The 19241-nt window shown below is 44.7% G+C and carries 15 protein-coding genes and 1 pseudogene; 14 read left to right on the top strand and 2 right to left on the bottom strand.

The window, feature by feature from the left end; genetic code table 11:
* The first annotated feature begins 349 nt into the window (after positions 1-349).
* The 10 genes from AS141_RS17080 (at position 350) to AS141_RS17035 (ending at position 11105) form a co-directional block, all read left to right on the top strand.
* Complete coding sequence (locus tag AS141_RS17080) at positions 350-928, top strand: DUF4136 domain-containing protein (protein ID WP_057938903.1); 579 nt, start codon at positions 350-352, stop codon at positions 926-928.
* 95 nt (positions 929-1023) lie between these two features.
* A complete protein-coding gene (locus AS141_RS17075) occupies positions 1024-1572 on the top strand; it encodes a hypothetical protein (RefSeq protein WP_057938902.1) in 549 nt (182 codons plus the stop codon).
* Positions 1573-1632: 60 nt separating this feature from the next.
* Positions 1633-2694: an HAD family hydrolase gene (locus AS141_RS17070; RefSeq protein WP_082632346.1), complete on the top strand. Its 1062-nt coding sequence runs from the start codon at positions 1633-1635 to the stop codon at positions 2692-2694.
* A 277-nt stretch (positions 2695-2971) separates the two neighbouring features.
* Positions 2972-4492 carry an arylsulfatase gene (locus tag AS141_RS17065; RefSeq protein WP_082632345.1) on the top strand — a complete coding sequence of 507 codons (1521 nt, stop codon included), beginning with the start codon at positions 2972-2974 and terminating at the stop codon, positions 4490-4492.
* Between the two features lie 85 nt (positions 4493-4577).
* Positions 4578-5546: an AAA family ATPase gene (locus AS141_RS17060; protein WP_057938901.1), complete on the top strand. Its 969-nt coding sequence runs from the start codon at positions 4578-4580 to the stop codon at positions 5544-5546.
* Between the two features lie 94 nt (positions 5547-5640).
* On the top strand, positions 5641-6573 hold the full coding sequence (locus AS141_RS17055) for a DUF58 domain-containing protein (RefSeq protein ID WP_057938900.1): 933 nt from the start codon (positions 5641-5643) through the stop codon (positions 6571-6573).
* Positions 6570-7076, top strand: coding sequence for a DUF4381 domain-containing protein (locus AS141_RS17050; RefSeq protein WP_057938899.1), 507 nt, complete (start codon positions 6570-6572; stop codon positions 7074-7076). Before AS141_RS17055 ends, AS141_RS17050 begins: the two co-directional genes overlap by 4 nt.
* Entirely contained in the window at positions 7060-8073 is a 1014-nt protein-coding gene (locus AS141_RS17045; protein ID WP_057938898.1) for a VWA domain-containing protein, read from the top strand. Before AS141_RS17050 ends, AS141_RS17045 begins: the two co-directional genes overlap by 17 nt.
* Positions 8042-9781: a VWA domain-containing protein gene (locus tag AS141_RS17040; protein ID WP_232424949.1), complete on the top strand. Its 1740-nt coding sequence runs from the start codon at positions 8042-8044 to the stop codon at positions 9779-9781. Before AS141_RS17045 ends, AS141_RS17040 begins: the two co-directional genes overlap by 32 nt.
* Entirely contained in the window at positions 9765-11105 is a 1341-nt protein-coding gene (locus AS141_RS17035; protein ID WP_057938896.1) for a BatD family protein, read from the top strand. Before AS141_RS17040 ends, AS141_RS17035 begins: the two co-directional genes overlap by 17 nt.
* Before the next feature lie 64 nt (positions 11106-11169).
* Here the strand turns inward: AS141_RS17035 and AS141_RS17030 are convergent, their stop codons facing one another.
* The gene (locus AS141_RS17030; RefSeq protein WP_057938990.1) at positions 11170-11859 is read right to left on the bottom strand and encodes a lysoplasmalogenase; all 690 of its coding nucleotides are present in this window, start codon (positions 11857-11859) and stop codon (positions 11170-11172) included.
* 345 nt (positions 11860-12204) lie between these two features.
* Here AS141_RS17030 and AS141_RS17025 point away from each other — a divergent pair, with 345 nt between their 5' ends.
* Positions 12205-15549, top strand: coding sequence for a TonB-dependent receptor (locus tag AS141_RS17025; protein WP_082632344.1), 3345 nt, complete (start codon positions 12205-12207; stop codon positions 15547-15549).
* An 86-nt stretch (positions 15550-15635) separates the two neighbouring features.
* On the opposite strand, the pseudogene AS141_RS26080 reads toward AS141_RS17025, so the two are convergent.
* Positions 15636-15725, bottom strand: a pseudogene (locus AS141_RS26080) (transposase); the annotation flags it as partial.
* A 366-nt stretch (positions 15726-16091) separates the two neighbouring features.
* On the opposite strand from AS141_RS26080, the gene AS141_RS17020 reads away from it, so the two are divergent.
* The 3 genes from AS141_RS17020 (at position 16092) to AS141_RS17010 (ending at position 19241) form a co-directional block, all read left to right on the top strand.
* Positions 16092-17162 carry a DUF481 domain-containing protein gene (locus AS141_RS17020; RefSeq protein ID WP_057938894.1) on the top strand — a complete coding sequence of 357 codons (1071 nt, stop codon included), beginning with the start codon at positions 16092-16094 and terminating at the stop codon, positions 17160-17162.
* Positions 17163-17356: 194 nt separating this feature from the next.
* Positions 17357-18139 carry an alpha/beta fold hydrolase gene (locus tag AS141_RS17015; protein WP_057938893.1) on the top strand — a complete coding sequence of 261 codons (783 nt, stop codon included), beginning with the start codon at positions 17357-17359 and terminating at the stop codon, positions 18137-18139.
* 19 nt (positions 18140-18158) lie between these two features.
* Complete coding sequence (locus AS141_RS17010) at positions 18159-19241, top strand: efflux RND transporter periplasmic adaptor subunit (RefSeq protein ID WP_057938892.1); 1083 nt, start codon at positions 18159-18161, stop codon at positions 19239-19241.

Genomic DNA, 19241 nt, shown 5'->3' with positions numbered 1-19241 from the left:
TATATTTTGGTACATTAAGCTGAGCAGGGTTGAGCTGGTGATTTTTATATAGGGAGGATAGCGTTATCCAAACAAAATGAATTTTGAAGTATTATAATGAATGGCTATTAAGACCACTTAATTTCTATAAAATAAAAACTAAACAAATTCAATTTTTAACCACAGACACATGAAATATACATGATTAAAACATACAGGACAATGATTGTTTAAACCGTCAACGATTCCATGTGGCTACTAAAAAGCTGGTATAAACACATGAAATCGAGCATGACGAAAACGTCACACACTGGAATGTTTATCTACCATGCGAGATTCCATATGGCTTTTAAAAACAAATTATAAACACATGAAAAATTTATCCAAACAGTTAATGCTAGGTGCATTGTTGATGCTTTTCTCTGTAGTGGGATTTGCACAGGTGAAAAGCGATTACGATAAGGAGGCAGATTTCACGGTTTACAAGACCTATTCCTTTCAGGGATGGCAGAAAGATTCCGATAAGCAGCTGAACGAGTTTGATAAGAAGCGGATTTTGGATGCGCTGAAAGCTGAATTTGATGCCAGGGGTATGACACTGGTAGAATCAGATGCTGATGCAGAAGTAGCTCTTTATCTGGTGTTGGATTCAAAATCCTCTACCACGGCCTATACTAATTTCGTGGGGGGCATGGGATACGGACCCCGCTGGGGATGGGGAATGGGTGTAGGGGGAATGGGTATGGCTACTGCTACTACCACCTATAACGAGGATGATTACACGGAGGGAACCCTGGTAGTGGACATGTACGATTCCACTGGTAAAAAGCTGGTATGGCAAGGGGTAATGACTTCGGTAGTACAGGAGAAGCCTGAAAAAAGGGATAAAACTATTCCTAAAAAAATCAAAAAATTGATGAAAGAATATCCGGTGGAGCCATCCAATTAACACTGTTGGGGAGTTAAGCAACTGCAGTCAGTACCAACAGAAATATAGGAGGCGGCTTTACTGATGTGGAAATCTAATGTCTACTAATTTTTGAAATGAACAAGATCAGATTTTTTGTATTCGTCTTTAGCCTGATTTGCTCTTCGCATCTATGCTTTGCGCAGGAAGAAAATGGGGAAAAGGAGAAAGCAGAAGGCAGACATAGCCTTGCGTTGGTAATCGCCCATTCCCGTATTGGTCAAGGCAGGGATGCAGAGGGAAACAAGCAGTTTACCTCTGTGCCGTCTGCGGCAATTGATTACAATTATTGGATAGCACCCCGGTTTGCTATAGGGATTCATACGGATTTTCTGAATGAAAATTTCTATATCGAGACAGAAGATGAGGGGGAATTAATTGAGCGGGAAAGGCCGATTGCCCCGGCATTGATGGGAACCTACAAACCCGGAGAGCATTGGAGCTTTGGATTGGGGTTTGGAGGTGAGTTTGCCGAAGGAGAGGACTATTTCGTCTCTAGGTTCGCCATAGAATATGGGGAGGAAATCAGAAATGGATGGGAAGTGCTTGGTACACTAACCCAGGATTTTCGTGCCAAAGCGTATAATGTGACTTCTATTGGAATCGGGATAGAGAAACGGTTTTAGATGCCACATGGATATTGCTAAAGTATTTTTAAATTTTAACTAAATCAAAAACAAGGGTTTATGAAAAATTACATTTCCTTGGCTTTAAATTACCGTTTGCTGGCTGGCGCCATTTTTCTTTTTGGTTTAAGCGCATGCTCCCAAAATTCTACAGAGGAGCAGGCAATACCTGAAAGCACACAGGAGAAAATTTCAGGACAGACTTTAAAGCTTGCTTCTTGGGAGTCAGATCCCCGAACCCGGATCCTGGAGTGGGTAGATGCAGTGACCAAGGAAGGGTCTGCGGAATTTATACCTGTGGCTGACCGCATAGCTGTATTTGACAATGACGGGACTCTCTGGTCTGAGCAGCCCATGTACTTTCAACTGGCATTCGCCATAGATGAGGTCAAGCGTATGGCTCCCGACCACCCTGAATGGAAAAATAATCCTTCCATAGCTGCTCTTTTAAATGGAGACATGAAAGGATATATGGCCGGAGGAGAAAAGGCGCTCCTTCAGACGGTGGCCATTACCCATGCCGGGATGACTACAGAGGAGTTTGACTCCCATGTGAAAAACTGGATGAAAACTGCCACACATCCAAAGACCGGCAAGCATTACAATGAAATGATTTACCAGCCAATGCTCGAGCTGTTACAACTCCTCAGAGAATACGAGTTTAAGACCTTTATTGTCTCTGGTGGAGGAGTTGATTTTATGAGAGCCTGGGCGGAAGAAGCTTATGGGGTTCCTCCCTATCAGGTAGTGGGCTCCCTTATGGGGCTTAGCTATGTGGACACTACTGCGAGTCCCGAGCTGAGAAAAACCCCTGACTTGTTCTTTAACGACGATAAGGCTGGAAAACCTGTTGGGATAGCCCGGGCCATTGGTAAAAGGCCTGTGTTTGCTGCAGGAAACAGTGATGGGGACTACCAGATGCTGCAATATACCAGTACAGGAGAAGGGGAAAGGTTTGGGATGATCGTACATCATACCGATTCGGTAAGGGAAGTGGCATATGATAGGGGATCTCCTATAGGACAGCTGGACAAAGGGCTTGATGATGCTTCGAAGTACAATTGGTTGGTTGTGGATATGGCCAAGGACTGGAAAGTTGTTTATCCCTATGAACTAGAATAAAAAGACACATACAGATTAGGATGAAATCATTAAAATTCTGATTTGAAACCCAGGTTTTACCGATTATTTTGGAATATTTAAAGAATTAAGGTTATCTTTTCCTTACTATATGTATGAGGGAAGCCAATACATATAGCGTAATCCATCTTTTTGTCACTAACCAAATACAAGACTGTTTTCTGTGGATGATTAAGCTGACTAACTGGTGGAGGGTATGGATAATCATGTTGTATGCTAAGTAAATTTTAGAATGTAAACCACTTTTAAATTTTATACTATGAAACACAAATTCTCTATTTTCAAATCAGCAGTCCTGCTCTTGCTCTTGATGCCTTTCTTGGCGCAGGCACAGGACAAGCCAAACATCCTCGTGATATGGGGGGATGACATTGGTTGGAGCAACGTCAGCGCCTACAACCATGGCATGATGGGATACAAAACTCCCAATATTGACCGATTGGCCAATGAGGGAGCAATGTTTACTGACTGGTACGCCCAACAATCCTGTACTGCAGGTAGAGCAGCATTTATTTTAGGTCAACATCCCTTCAGGACAGGGCTTTTGACCATTGGTATGCCGGGTTCTAAGCAGGGTATTCAGGATAATCAGCCAACTATCGCAGAACTACTGAAGCCTTTGGGTTATACCTCAGGTCAATTCGGAAAGAATCACCTGGGGGATCAGGATGAGCACCTGCCTACCAATCACGGTTTCGATGAATTCTTCGGAAACCTTTATCACCTCAATGCCGAAGAGGAGCCGGAAGGGTATTACTATCCGAAGGATCCTGAATTCCGCAAGAACTTTGGACCAAGAGGAGTATTGCATAGTACTGCCGATGGTAATATTCAGGATACAGGACCCTTGACCAGTAGTCGTATGGAGACTGTGGATGAGGAATTCGAAGATGCGGCAATCGCCTTTATTGAAAAGGCACATGCAGAAGGCACTCCTTTCTTTGTATGGTTAAATGCTACCCGTATGCACATCTGGACACACCTGAAAGAGGAAAGTGTCGGAGTGACTGGAATAGGACTTTATCCTGATGGTATGGTGGAGCACGATAAGGCTGTGGGCCGGGTGCTGGATAAACTGGATGAACTGGGAATTACGGATAATACAATCGTTATGTGGTCCACGGATAACGGCGCAGAGAAAGTCACTTGGCCTGATGGAGGGTCTAGTCCGTTCAAAGGTGAAAAAGGCACCACCTGGGAAGGTGGATTCAGGGTTCCTACTGTAATTCGTTGGCCTGGCGTGATTAAACCTGGGACGGTCTACAATGATATCTTCTCCCATGAGGATATGATGCCTACCCTGTTGGCAGCTGCCGGAGAACCTAATATCGTAGAGAAAGTATTGAATGGGCACCAAGCCGCTGGCAAGACCTTCAAGGCTCATTTGGATGGGTATAATCTAATGCCATACTTCAAAGGCGAAGTGACAGAGGCTCCAAGAAAAGAGATTTTCTACTTTGATCAGGGGGGAGGGCTCAATGCTATCCGTTACCAGGATTGGAAGCTGCATTTCACTACTATGGAAGGAAATATCAGTACAGCCTATAAAATGAAACCAGCCTGGCCTTTGGCCATTAATCTTCGTGCTGATCCATATGAAGTGTCTCCAGAATCTGGTATGTACATCAGATGGTATGGCGAGAACATGTGGCTGTTTGTTCCGGCCCAGTCTGTGACTGCCAAGTTCCTTGCTACTTTCAAGGATTTTCCTCCTGTTCAAGGCTCCTCACTTTCAGTAGATGAGGTTCTTAAACAGATGCTGACACCAGCCAGAAATTAATACTGAAGTACATAAAAGGTTATCCGGGACTAGGTCGGATAACCTTTTTTATTACCTATCAATTTAATATATATAACCATTCTGTATGACCCCACAAGAAGCTATTCAGGAACTTAAATCCAGGATGTCTGCCTCCATTATAGGTCAAGATGGACTGATTGACCGGTTGATTCTAGTGCTGCTTGCAGACGGCAATATGCTGTTGGAAGGTCTTCCGGGATTGGCAAAAACAAGAGCAATCAAGACATTGGCAAGTGAACTGGACTGTGATCTAAGTAGAATCCAGTTTACACCGGATCTCCTGCCTTCAGATGTGACAGGTACAGAGATCTACCAGCCTGAGCTGGAAGAAAAGTTTGTGTTCCAGCAGGGACCTATATTCAGTAATTTGATCCTGGCAGATGAGATCAACCGTGCTCCTGCCAAAGTTCAGTCGGCTTTGCTTGAGGCAATGGAAGAGCGGCAGGTATCCGTCGCTGGCAAAACCTATAAAATGGATCCTCTTTTTATGGTAATGGCTACGCAGAATCCTGTGGAACAGGAAGGGACGTATCCGCTGCCGGAGGCACAAATGGATAGGTTTCTGATGCATGTGGTGATCAGCTATCCCGATGATGCATCGGAGCTCGCCATACTTCGGCTGAACCGAAATGAACAGTCAGCTACAGGTAATCAGGAACCCAAAGAAAAACTTTCCCCTGAAGTTGTTTTCAACGCCAGAAAGGAAATTGCAGAGGTGAAGATTGCAGAGAATATGGAAAAATATATAGTTGATATTATTTCGGCTACCCGTTTTCCTGATAACTATTCCAAGGAATTGGATAGCTGGATAGACTATGGGGCCAGTCCGAGGGGAAGTATTGCCCTAGACCGGGCGTCAAGAGCACATGCCTGGATGAACGGGAATGATTTTGTGACTCCTGATAATATCCGGGCAGTGGTGCACGACTGCCTGCGGCACCGGTTGATCCTCAGTTACGAAGCCAATGCTGATGGGGTCACTTCAGACCAGGTTTTGGATGAGGTACTTAAAGCGGTAGCAGTAGTCGGATAACATATTTTCCTGAATTTGGAATCTTTCCTGTCTGTCAACCTTAAATTCAAGAAATTGACCTTACTGTCATAACTTCCAAAAACCGGATATAAAAATGAGCACTACCCCCTTTCCTTCCCAGGTATTTACCTCTCTTAAAGAGTTGCTGGGAATGGAGCGGGTTTCCCAGTTTTTTTCATTGATCGCCAGGAAGCAAAAGGTGAAAAGTATCCTAGGGGGAAGACATGAATCCAAACTTAGGGGCAGAGGATTGGATTTTGAGGAAGTGAGACATTACGTCAAAGGAGACGATATAAGAAATATTGACTGGAAAGTGACTGCCAGGACGAAAGAAACACATACCCGTGTTTTTTCTGAAGAAAAGGAAAAACCTGCACTGATAGTCGTAGATCAGTCCAAATCCATGTTTTTTGGCTCACAAAAGCGTACCAAATCCGTGGTGGCGGCGGAGCTGGCAGCAGTAGCGGCATTCAGGGTGTTAAAGCAGGGAGACCGGGTGGGGGGAGTCGTATTTGCCGATAATGGCATAGATATCATCCAGCCCAAACGGGACCGGAGAAATATTCTCCGTTTTTTGGAGAAAGTAGTAAGCAGGAATCATGAGCTTGCGGATTCCAAACCCGCAAATATTGAGGATGCCTTAAAGGAAGTGGCTATGAAAACAAGGAATATCGTCACCCATGATTATTTGGTGGTGGTGATTTCTGACTTTATACGATACTCCCCGGAAGTGACCCGCTTTATCAGCCAGATCGCCCAGCACAATGATGTGGTTTTGGTGAAGGTGTTTGACCCCCTGGAGCGGGATATTCCAAAAACAAAGTTTGTGGCCGGAAACCAGGAGACCCAGATAGCTGTGGATGGGAAAAGCAAAAAGATCCGTGAAACCTTCCAATCGGGGTATGATATGGACTATCAAGCCTTCCAGGCACAGATGAAAAAGCACCGGATTCCATTATTTTCCATTAACACCGTCCAGCCAATCGAAGAGCAGCTGAAGGAGGTTTTTAAAGGGGGCAGAAAATGATCCAGTCTGATACCATAGCAGTAGATTCCCTGATGCGGCAAAGTACTGTCCCAGCCCCTTCCGACCTGGGGTCAATCTACGAACCACCGGCTGTAGAATTCAGTTTTGACACCATCGGCTGGACTGTTTTGGGAGGCATAGTACTAGTGGGGTTGTTGCTCCTGATTTTTTTTAGGATCAAGAAATACCTTCACAACCGCTATCGTCGAGAGGCTCTTGCTGCATTACAGAAAATAGGCTCAAATGAAGCTGGTTTTTCGCAGGTCTTTGTAGTACTGAAGCGTGTGGCAATCCATGTCTTTGGCAGGGAGAAAGTAGGCCCATTGCATGGTGATTCCTGGCTCAGATTTCTGGAAGATACCGGGAAACAGGTTCGCCTGTTGAAGTATGGGGAACAGGTCCAGGCATTGATATATCGGGATTCCTTACCTGATGCTCAAACCCGAAAAGAAATTTTGTCCCACGCCCAAAAATGGATAAAGACGCATGCCGGCAAACTTTGAAATAGCGCATCTGTGGGTATTTCTCCTGCTTCCCTTACCATTTTTGGTGTATTGGTTGCTTCCCTCCCTTCGTATCCGAAGTGCCTCCCTGCGGCTGCCCACGTATGAAAAAGCTTTAGGGTATACCGGCGAAAAACCAAGAAAATCCGCATTCATCAGACGTAGGGGTGTTTTCAACTGGCTGGCTCTGACGCTGGTCTGGATCTTGATCCTGGCCACGTTGTCTTCCCCGCAGTTGGTGGGTGAGCCAGAGATGAAAGTAAAAACCTCACGAAATTTCCTGATAGCAGCAGATATTTCTTTCAGTATGGCCCAGAAAGACTGGGAAATCGATGGGCAAAAAGTCAGACGCTGGGATGCTGTGAAGGCCCTGATGCATGATTTCATTAAGAAGCGCGAGGGAGACAGGATGGGATTGGTTTTTTTTGGAAGCAGTGCATACATCCAGGCTCCTTTTACTCCGGATTTGCAGACCGTGGACCAGTTGCTGGAAGAAGCTGATGTGGGAATGGCAGGTCAGATGACCTATTTGGGCAAGGCAATCACAAAAGGAATAGAGCTTTTTGACAGGGATACCATCGAGACCAAAGTCATGTTGCTGCTGACCGATGGAGTGGATGCCGGATCCGATATTTTGCCGCTTGATGCCGCTGATCTGGCAAAACAGGATTCGATATTGATTTATACGATTGGCATTGGAGACCCTTCGGGAGTGGGCGTGGATCTGGATGAACAGACACTTCAGGATATTGCCGGGATGACTGGGGGCCAGTATTTCCAGGCCAAGGATGAGAAAAGGCTACAGGAAATCTACGCTGAAGTGGACAAGCTGGAGCCGATAGAATATGAAGAGGAGGAAAACCGTCCAGTGACCTTGCTTTATTATTACCCCTTGGGCGCGGCTTTGGGGCTTTTGCTGGTATTGATGTTCTTCCAAAGTCTTTTCCAGCTGATTCACATTTCCCGTGAGAACAGAAAGGAGGTTTACAGTGGATGATTTGTTTCCCATAGACTGGAGCCTGTTCCATTTCTTGCGTCCCGTCTTTTTATGGGCATTTGTACCTGTGGTCCTGGTCCTGGTCATAGGGATTCTGAGCATTCGTCAGGAGGTGACCTGGAAAGGGATGATCGCTCCCCACCTACGGCCATTTGTAATCCAAAAAGGCAATGAAGGGATGAGAATATGGATGCAGGTGATCGGGTTTTTGGCGATGGGCTTTGGGATTTTGGCGCTTGCAGGGCCCACCTGGAAAAAAGTGGAGGTGCCTGGACAAAAGCTGGAAACCCCATTGGTTTTGCTGCTGGATTTGTCCCAAAGTATGCTGGCTACAGATCTGCAGCCCAATCGCTTGGAGCGGGCAAAATTCAAGATAAATGACCTGCTGAAGGAAAATCCGCAGGCTAGGGCTGCATTGATCGGCTTTGCCGGAACGGCTCACACCATCGTCCCGCTGACGAGGGATTATGATATCATACGCTCACATATTGATGGTCTGAGACCGGATGTGATGCCTTTTCCGGGCTCGGATCTCGGGGGTGCCTTGATCCTTGCCGATACACTGATGGCTGTCACGGATGCGCCGGGCACAGTTTTGATTCTCTCCGATGACATAGAAGAGCCTGAGTTTGAATTGATCCGGGATTTTGTACAGAGCTCAGCTCATAATGTTCAGCTCTTGGCGATCAATACCGCCACAGGAGCAGAAGTGCCGGATCTTTCCGGCCGGGGAACGATCAGGGATAAGGATGGAAATGCCGTTGTTTCTGCACTGAATGAGCATGTGCTGGCCCAATTGAATTCTCTGGAACAGGTGACAGTAAACCGGTTGACCCTGGATGACAGTGATGTGGAATTGATCAGCAATGCGGTAAAGAAGAACCTCATTTTCACTGAAAAACCTGAGGAAAAGAAAGACGATTGGCGGGATGTGGGCTTATTGTTGATCATCCCCATGGCTGTTTTGCTCCTGTTTTGGTTCCGCAAAGGCTGGGTGCTTTATGGGCTGGTTTTGCTCCTGTTTTCATCCTGCTCAGCAAATCAGACATTTGAAGATCTATGGTTTACAAGAGATTATCAAGGCCAGAAGCTGAGCGACCAGGGGGACTATGAAGCAGCTGCGGAGCGTTTTGAAGATCCGCTTCGCAAAGGTGTTGCCTATTACAAAGCCGGCGATTACGAGGCCGCGATCCAGGAGTTTCAGGCAGATACCTCTGCTTATGGGGCCTATAACCTGGGGCTTGCTTATTATCAGAACGGGGATTATGCTGCTGCACAAAGTGCTTTTCAGGAAGCAGAGGAACTGGACCCTGACATGGACCAGGCCACAGCCAACAAACAAAAAATGGGACAGCTATCCGGAGGAGAAAATGAAGTGGATCCAGAAGATGCCCAGGAAGCTGATCCAAATCAGCAGGCTAATACCAAGCAAAACGAAAGCATGGAGGACTTGAGTGGGGGAGGACAGGAAGCCACCAAAGAAGATATGGAGAAGGAACGGCTTGCAGAAACAGTCAATACAGATGTCCGGAAAGGCAAGGAGCTCGATGAGGTGCCTGAAGATATCCAGGCAAACATCCAAAAGGACAACAGCAAGATCCTTATGCGTAAGGTGGATGATGATCCATCCCTATTCCTCAAGAGGAAATTTGAATTTCAGGTAAAAAAGGACAGTGTAAAACCAAGGTCTAATGCAAGGGATTGGTAAGTTTTGGCTATACGCTTTATGTGTGCTGCCTTTCAGTTCACTCGATGCGCTGGGGCAAAGTCTGTGGTCGGATGTGACTGTGGACAGGACCAGTGCCTACTTAGGGCAACCGGTAGAAGTCTCGGTTACTGTATACACTTCCACCTGGTTTACAAAAGGGTTGGATTTGGGGAATATCAAGGTGGAGGGGGCTTTCACTGTTTACTTCAGGCCAGTGACGACTTCATTTAACCGGGACGGACAGACCTATGCTGGTGTGAAGCAGATTTATCATGTCTTTCCATACTCGGATAAGGATATTGTTTTTCCTGAATTGGCTATAGAAGTGGAATCCCCCGCAGTTGGAGACTACAAGGGTAAAAAGCATACGGTCACAACAGAGGCAAAGTCCATAAAAGTAAAGCCTATCCCTGGCAAATTTTCTGAAACTGACTGGCTTGTCGCGGGAGGCCTGAGTGTGACCGAGCGCTGGTCCGGTGACCGGAACAAGGTAAAAGTTGGGGACGTCCTGGAGCGGACCATTTCAAGAACCGCTGCCGGGACGGTTTCGGAACTCATTCCACCGATTGCCTGGGACAGCATCATGAATGTGGGTATGTATCCTTCCAGAAGTGAGGTGGAAAACAACAAAACCAAAACAGCGATTTCTGCTTCAAGAACTGAGGATATGCGCTACCTCTTTGAGAAGGAAGGAGAGGTGGTTCTTCCTGAGATGGTATTTACCTGGTTCAATCCCTATAGGAACCAACTCTACAAACGCACACTGAAGGAAGTGAAAATCGAGGTTCAGCCAAATCCGGATCTGGGAGTGCTGGCCAGTGTACGGGATTCCTTAGCCCAGAGTGCACAGGAGGAAATTGTGGCTGAAGAAGTAGACGACCAGCCCCTTAGGATTATGGGAATGTCTCCAGAGAAATTCACCTTGGTATCGGCAGTTGCCATTTTAGCTTTGACAGTTTTCATCAGGTTATTACGCACAGGGATCAGTAAATGGAAGCAAAAGCGTGAAGCCTATCTGGTTTCAGAGGAATTTTATTTTAATGAATTCAAAGAGGCATCAAAAAACAAGTCTCAGCGTGCGGTAGCAGCGAAACTTTACCGGTGGCTGGATGCGATGGAACTGGAAGAACCAAGTGCTGAGTTTTTTGCAAGGCGGTACGGAAGCACGGCTTTGCAGCGCCAGGTAGGAAGAATGGAGTCTGCCTGGGATCAGGGTAACCAGTTTGCCGATTTGAATCTGACAGAATGGGTGTCAGCCAGACAAAAGTATCTCAACGGTGAGGTGAGGATAGATACGGGGTGGATAAATCCTGTGGGGAGGTAAAACCAGTTCTCAGATTCCAGTTGAAATAAGAATTCAAGCCTGGAATCCAGGATATGGAACCAACTTATTTTGGCTGAATAAAATGTGATCGAATCCCCATAACGATCATCAGCTGGGCGATGGCATAGGAACCCATGATGAGAAGTCCGGCATCTGGAACAGGCTGGTAGAATTTGTTCAATGCGATCAGTCCATCTGAGATAAAAAACAGACATGCTCCAATGAATACCTGCCAGAAGGAAGCGGGGTTGCATTTGCCATAGCGTTCTCTTGCGGTGGTAAGCATACTCACGATTACGATGATGTAGATTATCACCGGGATTTTTAGTGTGCCTAAATTTGGGTTGATCAGATAAAAAGTGAAAGCTGCCAGGAAATAGATGGGTAGGTTGATAAAAAAAGTTTTGACAAAATTTACATTCAGAACAGACTCAGGGGCTTTTTGTGCCACTTTGAAACCTATAATGTAGCAGACATGGGCAAGCAAAAAAGCCCCAATTCCATAAACAAAAAGGTGATCCCATAAAAGTAGAATATCACCAAGAAGGGAGAAAAGCAAAGCGCCCAGGATTGATCTTGCCAGTAAAGTGGAAGAAATGGGTTTGGTGATTTGGTAGAAATAGCCTATTAATCCTAAAATTATGAGAGGCTTGGTAAAAAACCTAAGGGCTGGCTTTTGCTCAAGTATAAAGGCCATATCGGTCAGGGTAGCGAATAAAAACAGGTAAAGCCAGAGGATATTTTTATTTTTCAAATCGATTATAATTTTGAGTATGACTGGAAATGAGGATTGTAAATTTTGAACTTGGTGAAATATCCGAATTAAATACTGCAAAAACATTTATTTTCATTTATCCAGGTAGTTTAGAAGTTTAAAATTTTATTCTAAAATACTGGTAGTTTTCTAGGTATAAGGGTGGAGAAATAGTATTTTTTGTACGTAAAGCCGAATTTTATTCATGTTTCCATGTTAACAAATAGTTAAAATTTGTGAAATTTGAGGCTTAAAACTTAACGGTATCTACCCGCACTTGAGTTCGGGTGAATTTACCTTTGCAGGGAATTATTTCAAACCAACTTATATCAAAACGTACAAATTATGAGGCAAAATTTACTTAAAAGTTTGATGTCACTCGTATTGGTAATCCTTGCCACTATCAGTGTGTCTCAAGCACAGGTTACTACCAGTTCGGTGGTAGGGCTGGTAGTGGATGGACAGGGAGAGACCCTTCCTGGAGCTAATGTAGTGGCGACACATGTGCCTTCAGGCACCCGCTACGGGGCGGTTACCAATCTGGACGGCAGATTCACCATACCTAATATGAGAATAGGTGGGCCATATACTATTCAGGTAAGCTTTATTGGGTACAAGGCGGCTACTTACAGCGATGTGGTCCTTAGACTAGGTGAGCCTTATTCAGTATCTGTTACTTTGAATGACGACAGTACAGAATTGGGTGAAGTAATTGTTTCTGCTGCCAAGTCTTCAGAGTTTGATTCCAACAAGACAGGTACTTCTACAAGTATTTCCACCCAACAGCTTACAGATCTTCCGCAGATCAATAGAAGTGTCACTGAATTTACACGCTTGACCCCCCAGGCGAACGGTACCTCATTCGCAGGTCGTGATTCTAGGTATAATAACCTACAGGTCGATGGGGCTAACTTCAATAATGGTTTTGGATTGAGCAATAACCCGCTTCCAGGAGGTAATTCCCAGCCGATTTCTTTGGATGCGATCGAACAGATCTCTGTAAATATCGCTCCTTTTGACGTCACCCAAAGTGGTTTTACCGGAGCCGGTATCAACGCGGTAACGCGTAGTGGTACAAACACCTTTACAGGTTCTGCTTACTATTTCAACAAAAACCAGAGCCTCCAGGGCAAGAAGATTGGTGACAACGAGCTGGAGGCTACTGACGCTGCAACCCATAACTTTGGTTTCCGCTTGGGAGGGCCTATCATTAAAAACAAACTGTTCTTCTTTGTAAACGCTGAGAGAGAGCTTAATACCGGGGCAAACGCATCAGGTGCCAACCTTTGGAGAGCTTCTACGGACGGTGTCTCTGATCCTGAGAACAACATCGCAAGAACCAGCGTAACTGATCTTGAAGCCGTAAGAAGCCACTTGATCAATCAGTGGGGATATGACCCGGGACGATATCAGGGCTACGCAAATGAAGCAGAGCAAGCAAGCACTAAAATCCTTGCAAGAATAGACTGGAATATCAATGACAAGCATAAACTGGCCGTAAGGTATAACCAAGTAGTGGGCACCTCTCCCCAGGTGACCAATGGTACATCCGGACCGCGGCCAAGAACTCCGTTTCCAGCTGGTGAGAGAGTAGGACCTAATTCCATTGCATTTGAAAACTCAGCTTATGGTTTCGAAAATACGGTAAGATCAGTAACGGCTGAACTGAACTCTTACTTCAGCCCTAAGATCTCCAACCAGTTTTTGGCAACTTATTCTAAGATTCAAGACACCAGAACTACCCCAGGTTCTGAATTCCCAATGGTTGATATCTGGGATGGCGGCGGAAGAGGTGATGGCAATATGAACTATATGACCTTCGGTACAGAATTGTTCTCTTACAACAATGATGTGGTAAACGATAACTTCTCATTTATCAACAACCTGACTTACACTGAAGGCCGTCATACCTTCACTGCAGGCGCGGCATTTGAAATCCAGAAATTCGGTAACTCTTACGTAAGGATGGGTACTTCCTATTACAGATACAATTCTGTGGAAGACTTTTTGACTACCGGCACTCCCAATGAAGTTGCTCCGACCATGTTCGGCTTGACTTATCCTTATGAAGGCCAGGAAACTTACGCGCGGGTTAATTTTGGTTTGGCCTCCCTTTATGCCCAGGATAAATTCGCAGTAAATGACCAGTTGACCTTGACGTTGGGCTTGAGAGCTGAGTTGCCCATCTATCTGAACGACCTGACAGCAAACCCATCTATCAACGAGCTTACTTTGCTGGACACGGATTACAATCCTAAGAATTACGATTCAGGAAGCTGGCCAGAATCAAGCATCATGCTTTCTCCTAGATTTGGATTCAACTATGATGTAATGGGCGACAGAAGCCTGATCGTACGAGGTGGTACAGGAGTGTTCTCCGGAAGAGTTCCTTTTGTATGGTTGACTAACATGCCTACCGGTGCAGGTGTCCTTCAGAACAACGTAGAGCCAGGCAGCTATGAGCAGGTGGCAGGATGGATTGGGAATGTAACTTTCCAGCCTGAGAAATATTACTGGTTAAATAACCCTCCTGCCGGTGCAGAGGATGTATTTATCAAAAACCCAACTGAAGGAGCACCAAGCTCATTCGCTTTGGTGGATACGGATTTCAAAATGCCAATGGTCTGGAGATCCAGTTTAGGTGCGGATTACCAATTGGGTGATTCTCCTTTTATGTTGACTGCTGATCTCCTTTATACAAGAGATATCAACGGGGTATTCCAGTTTGGGGCAAACAGGGCAATCTCCCCGGATAAAATGAACAGTGCAGGTGATGACAGAGAATTGGTATTGGACACTGATGACATCACCTATAACCCGGCGATGGGTGCCAATAGTGCTACTATTTTGACTAACACAGAGGTGAAGGGGCATGCATTCTCCGCCACAGTAGGTTTGTCTGTACCTGATTATAATGGCATTTCCGGCAGTGTATTCTATACGTATTCTGCTGCCAAGGAAGTAAGCTCTAACTCCGGATCCAATGCAAGTTCTGCCTGGGGTGCTTCTCCGAACATCAACTCTCCAAATGATCAGCGTTTGAACATCTCTGATTTTGCATTGCCAAACAGAGTAGTTGCCAACTTAAGCTACAGAATAGAATATGCTAATTTCCTTGCCACTACAGTGGGTGTATATTACACTGGAGGAAATCAAGGTAGATTATCTTATACCTATGGTAACGACCTAAACGGTGACGGTATAAATGCAGACCTGTTGTACATCCCCTCCAACACTTCTGAATTCAACTTTGTGGATATCGTATCAGACGGTAACGTGGTCTATACTGCCGAGCAGCAAAGAGCTGCTTTCGATAAGTATGTAGCCGACAATGACCTTGAAGAATACAGAGGAGGATATGTGCCAAGAAATGCAATCATACAGCCTTGGTTGAGCAGATTTGACGTAAGAGTGCTTCAGGATATCTTTACCAATATCGGAGAGGAAAGACATACCATTCAAGTAAGTTTGGACGTGATGAACTTCGGTAACCTCTTGAACAAAGATTGGGGAATCCAGCAAACTACCAATGGTGCGCAGAACCTACTTTCCCGGTCCGGTGCTGTAAGTGCAAATCCAAATTATGTGATGAATCAGGTTTCTGGTCAATTGCCTACAAGCCCTTACCAAAACGTAAGCAATTTCTCTACTACGTGGAGCATGCAGTTAGGCCTGAGATATATTTTCTAAGATTAACCTCTTACTATAATCAAAAGCATCCCGGCTCCGGGATGCTTTTTTTTTTAACTTTTTCCAAAGTTTCGTTAACCCAAAATTCTCAAATGTTCGACCTGGCAAATGTTTTTGTATTCCTCGTTGAGCGTTTCTATAACCGAGCTTTTTCTGAGCAGCATTTTATCCATCAGACACACTGGCTCTATCCGTAATCAATCTCCTATAATTCTACATTTAATTCTACACTTTATTAATTGAAACCCAGGTTAGAAGATTGTGCCTCTTTCTAATTCTGAGTGAATAGTCTTATTATTTTATTATATTGGAATTCACTAAATTTAATCCTATCAATTCGATAATGATTCCAAGTCTTACACTGGAGCATTGATTTTCAATTTTGGGAATTCAGTCCCGACTTCGGTGAAGGATTAGACAGATCAATCCATTAAAACAAATTATACTCATATGAAATCGAGCATGACGAAAACGTCACACACCGGGATGATTACAATGCATGCGAGATTCCATATGGCCCTTAAAAGACAAATTATACTCATATGAAAAAAAGTATACTGTTTTTAGTAGTTGTTTTAGTCATTTTCTCCCGTGCTTCTGCTCAGACTGATTCACTTATATTGAGCAATGGCAATATCATCGTAGGGGAAATAAAAAGTATGGACAAAGGAGTCCTGACTATTGAGACCGATTATAGTGATTCTGATTTCAAGGTCACCTGGAGTGAGATCAGGAAGGTCACTTCCAAATCGAAATACCTGATCACCCTTTCCAACGGGAAACGCTACAATGGTACACTCAACAGCATAGATAGCCTCAAAGCCGAGATCGATACCTATGATCCCGAAGGGCTTTTACGCACGATTTCAAAGAGAAAAACCGAAACCGAACAACCGGTAGGGGGGAAGGAAACAGTGAATCTGGGAGAAGTAGTTTACCTTAATGCGCTGGATGAAGGCTTTTGGAGCCGTCTTTCTGCAAATATTGATTTTGGTTGGAGCCTTACACGTGCCAACAATCTTCGACAGCTCAATGTGAGGAGTGGTTTGGGATATTTGGCAGACCGCTGGAAAATCACCTCTTCATTCAATGCGCTAAGATCAACTCAGGATGATGTATCGGATGTAAAGCGTACAGATGCCAGTGCTGCCTATAACTATTTTCTTCCCCAGGATTGGTTCTTACTTTATAACTTTACCTATTTATCCAATACAGAACAGCTCATCAGAAGCAGGGTCGGTAATCAGATAGGCTTGGGTAAATACATCATCCACACCAACAAGACCTATTTTGGTTTTCAGGCAGGTGTCAACTTAAACTCTGAATCCTATTTTGATGACACCCCTTCACGGAATTCCGGGGAAGGTATGCTGGGGGCAGAGCTTAACCTGTATGATATAGGCGACCTCAATCTGCTGACCAGTGTAATGGCTTATCCGAGTTTTACAGAATCCGGCCGATTCAGGACGGATTTCAAACTGGATCTCAAGTATGATTTTTTCTCTGATTTTTATTTAAAAGTCGGCACTACGATGAACTTTGATAATCAGCCTGTTGAAAATGCCGCAGAACTCGATTATGTAATACAGACTACCATAGGCTGGGAGCTTTAATTAGTTTCATGGTTAACCATTAAATTATAAAGTGCGATATGCCAAAAGATATCGGCACTATCACAAGGGTATCCTTTATTTCTTCCATTGATAGTGGAGATTTGCCACCAGTAAGTTTTATTTCTTTTTCCTGCTTATTGTAAGTTATTTTTACATTCTGACAACCTTAAGAAAGATCCCGAGGTTAACCTAGCATGTTGTATTACAAAATAGTATCTCATTCGATGAGTAAGGAATGGGTCGTGTTTATACATGGGGCAGGAGGATCGTCTGCGGTTTGGTTTAAGCAGCTAAAGGATTTCAGGGACAAGTATAATCTTCTGCTGATTGATCTTCGTGGACATGGCAAGTCTGCAGATCTTCCCCGGTCGATATACAATGAGGAATATACGTTTAAAAGTGTCACAACAGACGTGATTGAGGTGTTGGATCATCTGAAAATCCCCCCGGCCCATTTTATGGGCGTGTCGCTGGGAACCATCATCGTGCGTCAGTTGGCAGAGCTGGCACAGTGGAGAGTTAAATCCCTGGTAATGGCAGGAGCTGTAACCCGGTTGACTACCCAGTCAAGGGTTCTGGTTTCATTGGGCAGCACCTTTAAGCGGGTGATTCCTTATATGTGGCTTTATAGGTTGTTCGCCTTTGTGATCATGCCCAGAAAGCAGCATGCTGAATCGAGAAATGTCTTTATAAATGAAGCGCAAAAGCTCTGTCAGAAGGAATTTATCCGTTGGTTCCAATTGACAAAAGACATAAATCCGCTTCTTAACTACTTCAAGGAATCCGATCTGGGTATTCCTACCCTTTATGTAATGGGAGATCAGGATGTGATGTTTTTGGAGCCGGTAAAGAAAATAATTAAAACACATAAACACTCAGTACTGAATATTTTGAAGAAGTGCGGACATGTAGTAAACGTGGAAAGACCTGAGGAATTCAACAGGCTATCACTCGCATTTCTCCAAAACCAAATCTAATAAGCCTTTACTTTTCTACATGAACAAGCAAACTAAGACCATATTGATCATTGCGGTAGTTGTGATCGCCGCAGTTGCATACTTCTATCCTAGAATGGACAGCCGCAAGAGCAATGATTCAGGGGTTGCCTCTGTGGGCGCCGGTCCAGATGCTCCCACCAATTTGTCGGTCAAGGTAGTCAAGCTTGAGCGTGAAACACTCAGAAACCAGCTTTCCATAACGGGAACCATCCTTCCCAATGAGTCTGTTGATCTGCGCTCCGAAATCTCCGGTCTGGTGACTAAAATAGCTTTCCAGGAAGGTCAATATGTTACCAAAGGTACTCCGCTGGTTTATCTTAACGATGACGAACTTCAGGCACAATACCAACGGCTACAGTATACCCAGAAACTTTTTGAAAGCCAGGAGAACAGACAAAAGCAACTTCTGGCCAGAGAGGCTATCTCACAGGAGGAATATGATATCGTCCTTAACCAATACAATACCACGCTCTCTGATCTTAAATTAGTAGAGGCGCAGCTGACCAAAACTATCATCAGAGCCCCATTTAACGGGAATTTGGGTCTTCGCCAGATCAGTGAAGGATCAGTAATCGGGACAACGGATATCATAGCCAATTTTGTGAATATAGATCCTATTAAAATTGAATTTTCCATTCCTGAGCGCTATGCCAATCAGGTGTCGGTAGGATCCCCTATTTTCTTTTCCAATGAATCCTCTCCGGAAGAAGTAGAGGGAAAGGTGTATGCTTTCGAGCCTCAGATAGATGCTGCTACACGGACCTTGAAGCTGCGGGCTGAGAGCCCAAACAAGGAAAGAAAATATTTACCGGGCATGTTTGTCCGGATCCGGTTTGTACTGGGAGTGACAGAAGATGCCTTGATGGTTCCATCTGAATCCGTTGTACCGGAACTCCAGGGATATAAAGTTTTCGTAGTCGGTGCTGACAACAAAGCCGAGGAGCGCTCGGTAGAGATCGGTACCCGTACAGATACCCATGTCCAGATCACCAGTGGTCTGGAGGAAGGTGATCTGGTATTCACCACAGGTGTATTACAAGCAACTACAGGTACTCCTGTAGAATTCACCCAAATCAACTAA

Origin of the sequence: Algoriphagus resistens (assembly GCF_001442615.1) — a bacterium.
GTDB lineage: Bacteria > Bacteroidota > Bacteroidia > Cytophagales > Cyclobacteriaceae > Algoriphagus > Algoriphagus resistens.
This window is presented reverse-complemented; position numbering and strand designations above follow the sequence as displayed.

What these genes read in the sequence shown, in the direction of transcription:
- AS141_RS17045 (WP_057938898.1), top strand. Translation starts at nt 7,060, where the DNA reads ATGCCGGCAAACTTTGAAATAGCGCATCTGTGGGTATTTCTCCTGCTT.
- AS141_RS17050 (WP_057938899.1), top strand. Translation starts at nt 6,570, where the DNA reads ATGATCCAGTCTGATACCATAGCAGTAGATTCCCTGATGCGGCAAAGT.
- AS141_RS17025 (WP_082632344.1), top strand. Translation starts at nt 12,205, where the DNA reads ATGAGGCAAAATTTACTTAAAAGTTTGATGTCACTCGTATTGGTAATC.
- AS141_RS17065 (WP_082632345.1), top strand. Translation starts at nt 2,972, where the DNA reads ATGAAACACAAATTCTCTATTTTCAAATCAGCAGTCCTGCTCTTGCTC.
- AS141_RS17075 (WP_057938902.1), top strand. Translation starts at nt 1,024, where the DNA reads ATGAACAAGATCAGATTTTTTGTATTCGTCTTTAGCCTGATTTGCTCT.
- AS141_RS17015 (WP_057938893.1), top strand. Translation starts at nt 17,357, where the DNA reads ATGTTGTATTACAAAATAGTATCTCATTCGATGAGTAAGGAATGGGTC.
- AS141_RS17080 (WP_057938903.1), top strand. Translation starts at nt 350, where the DNA reads ATGAAAAATTTATCCAAACAGTTAATGCTAGGTGCATTGTTGATGCTT.
- AS141_RS17035 (WP_057938896.1), top strand. Translation starts at nt 9,765, where the DNA reads ATGCAAGGGATTGGTAAGTTTTGGCTATACGCTTTATGTGTGCTGCCT.
- AS141_RS17055 (WP_057938900.1), top strand. Translation starts at nt 5,641, where the DNA reads ATGAGCACTACCCCCTTTCCTTCCCAGGTATTTACCTCTCTTAAAGAG.
- AS141_RS17060 (WP_057938901.1), top strand. Translation starts at nt 4,578, where the DNA reads ATGACCCCACAAGAAGCTATTCAGGAACTTAAATCCAGGATGTCTGCC.
- AS141_RS17020 (WP_057938894.1), top strand. Translation starts at nt 16,092, where the DNA reads ATGAAAAAAAGTATACTGTTTTTAGTAGTTGTTTTAGTCATTTTCTCC.
- AS141_RS17010 (WP_057938892.1), top strand. Translation starts at nt 18,159, where the DNA reads ATGAACAAGCAAACTAAGACCATATTGATCATTGCGGTAGTTGTGATC.
- AS141_RS17070 (WP_082632346.1), top strand. Translation starts at nt 1,633, where the DNA reads ATGAAAAATTACATTTCCTTGGCTTTAAATTACCGTTTGCTGGCTGGC.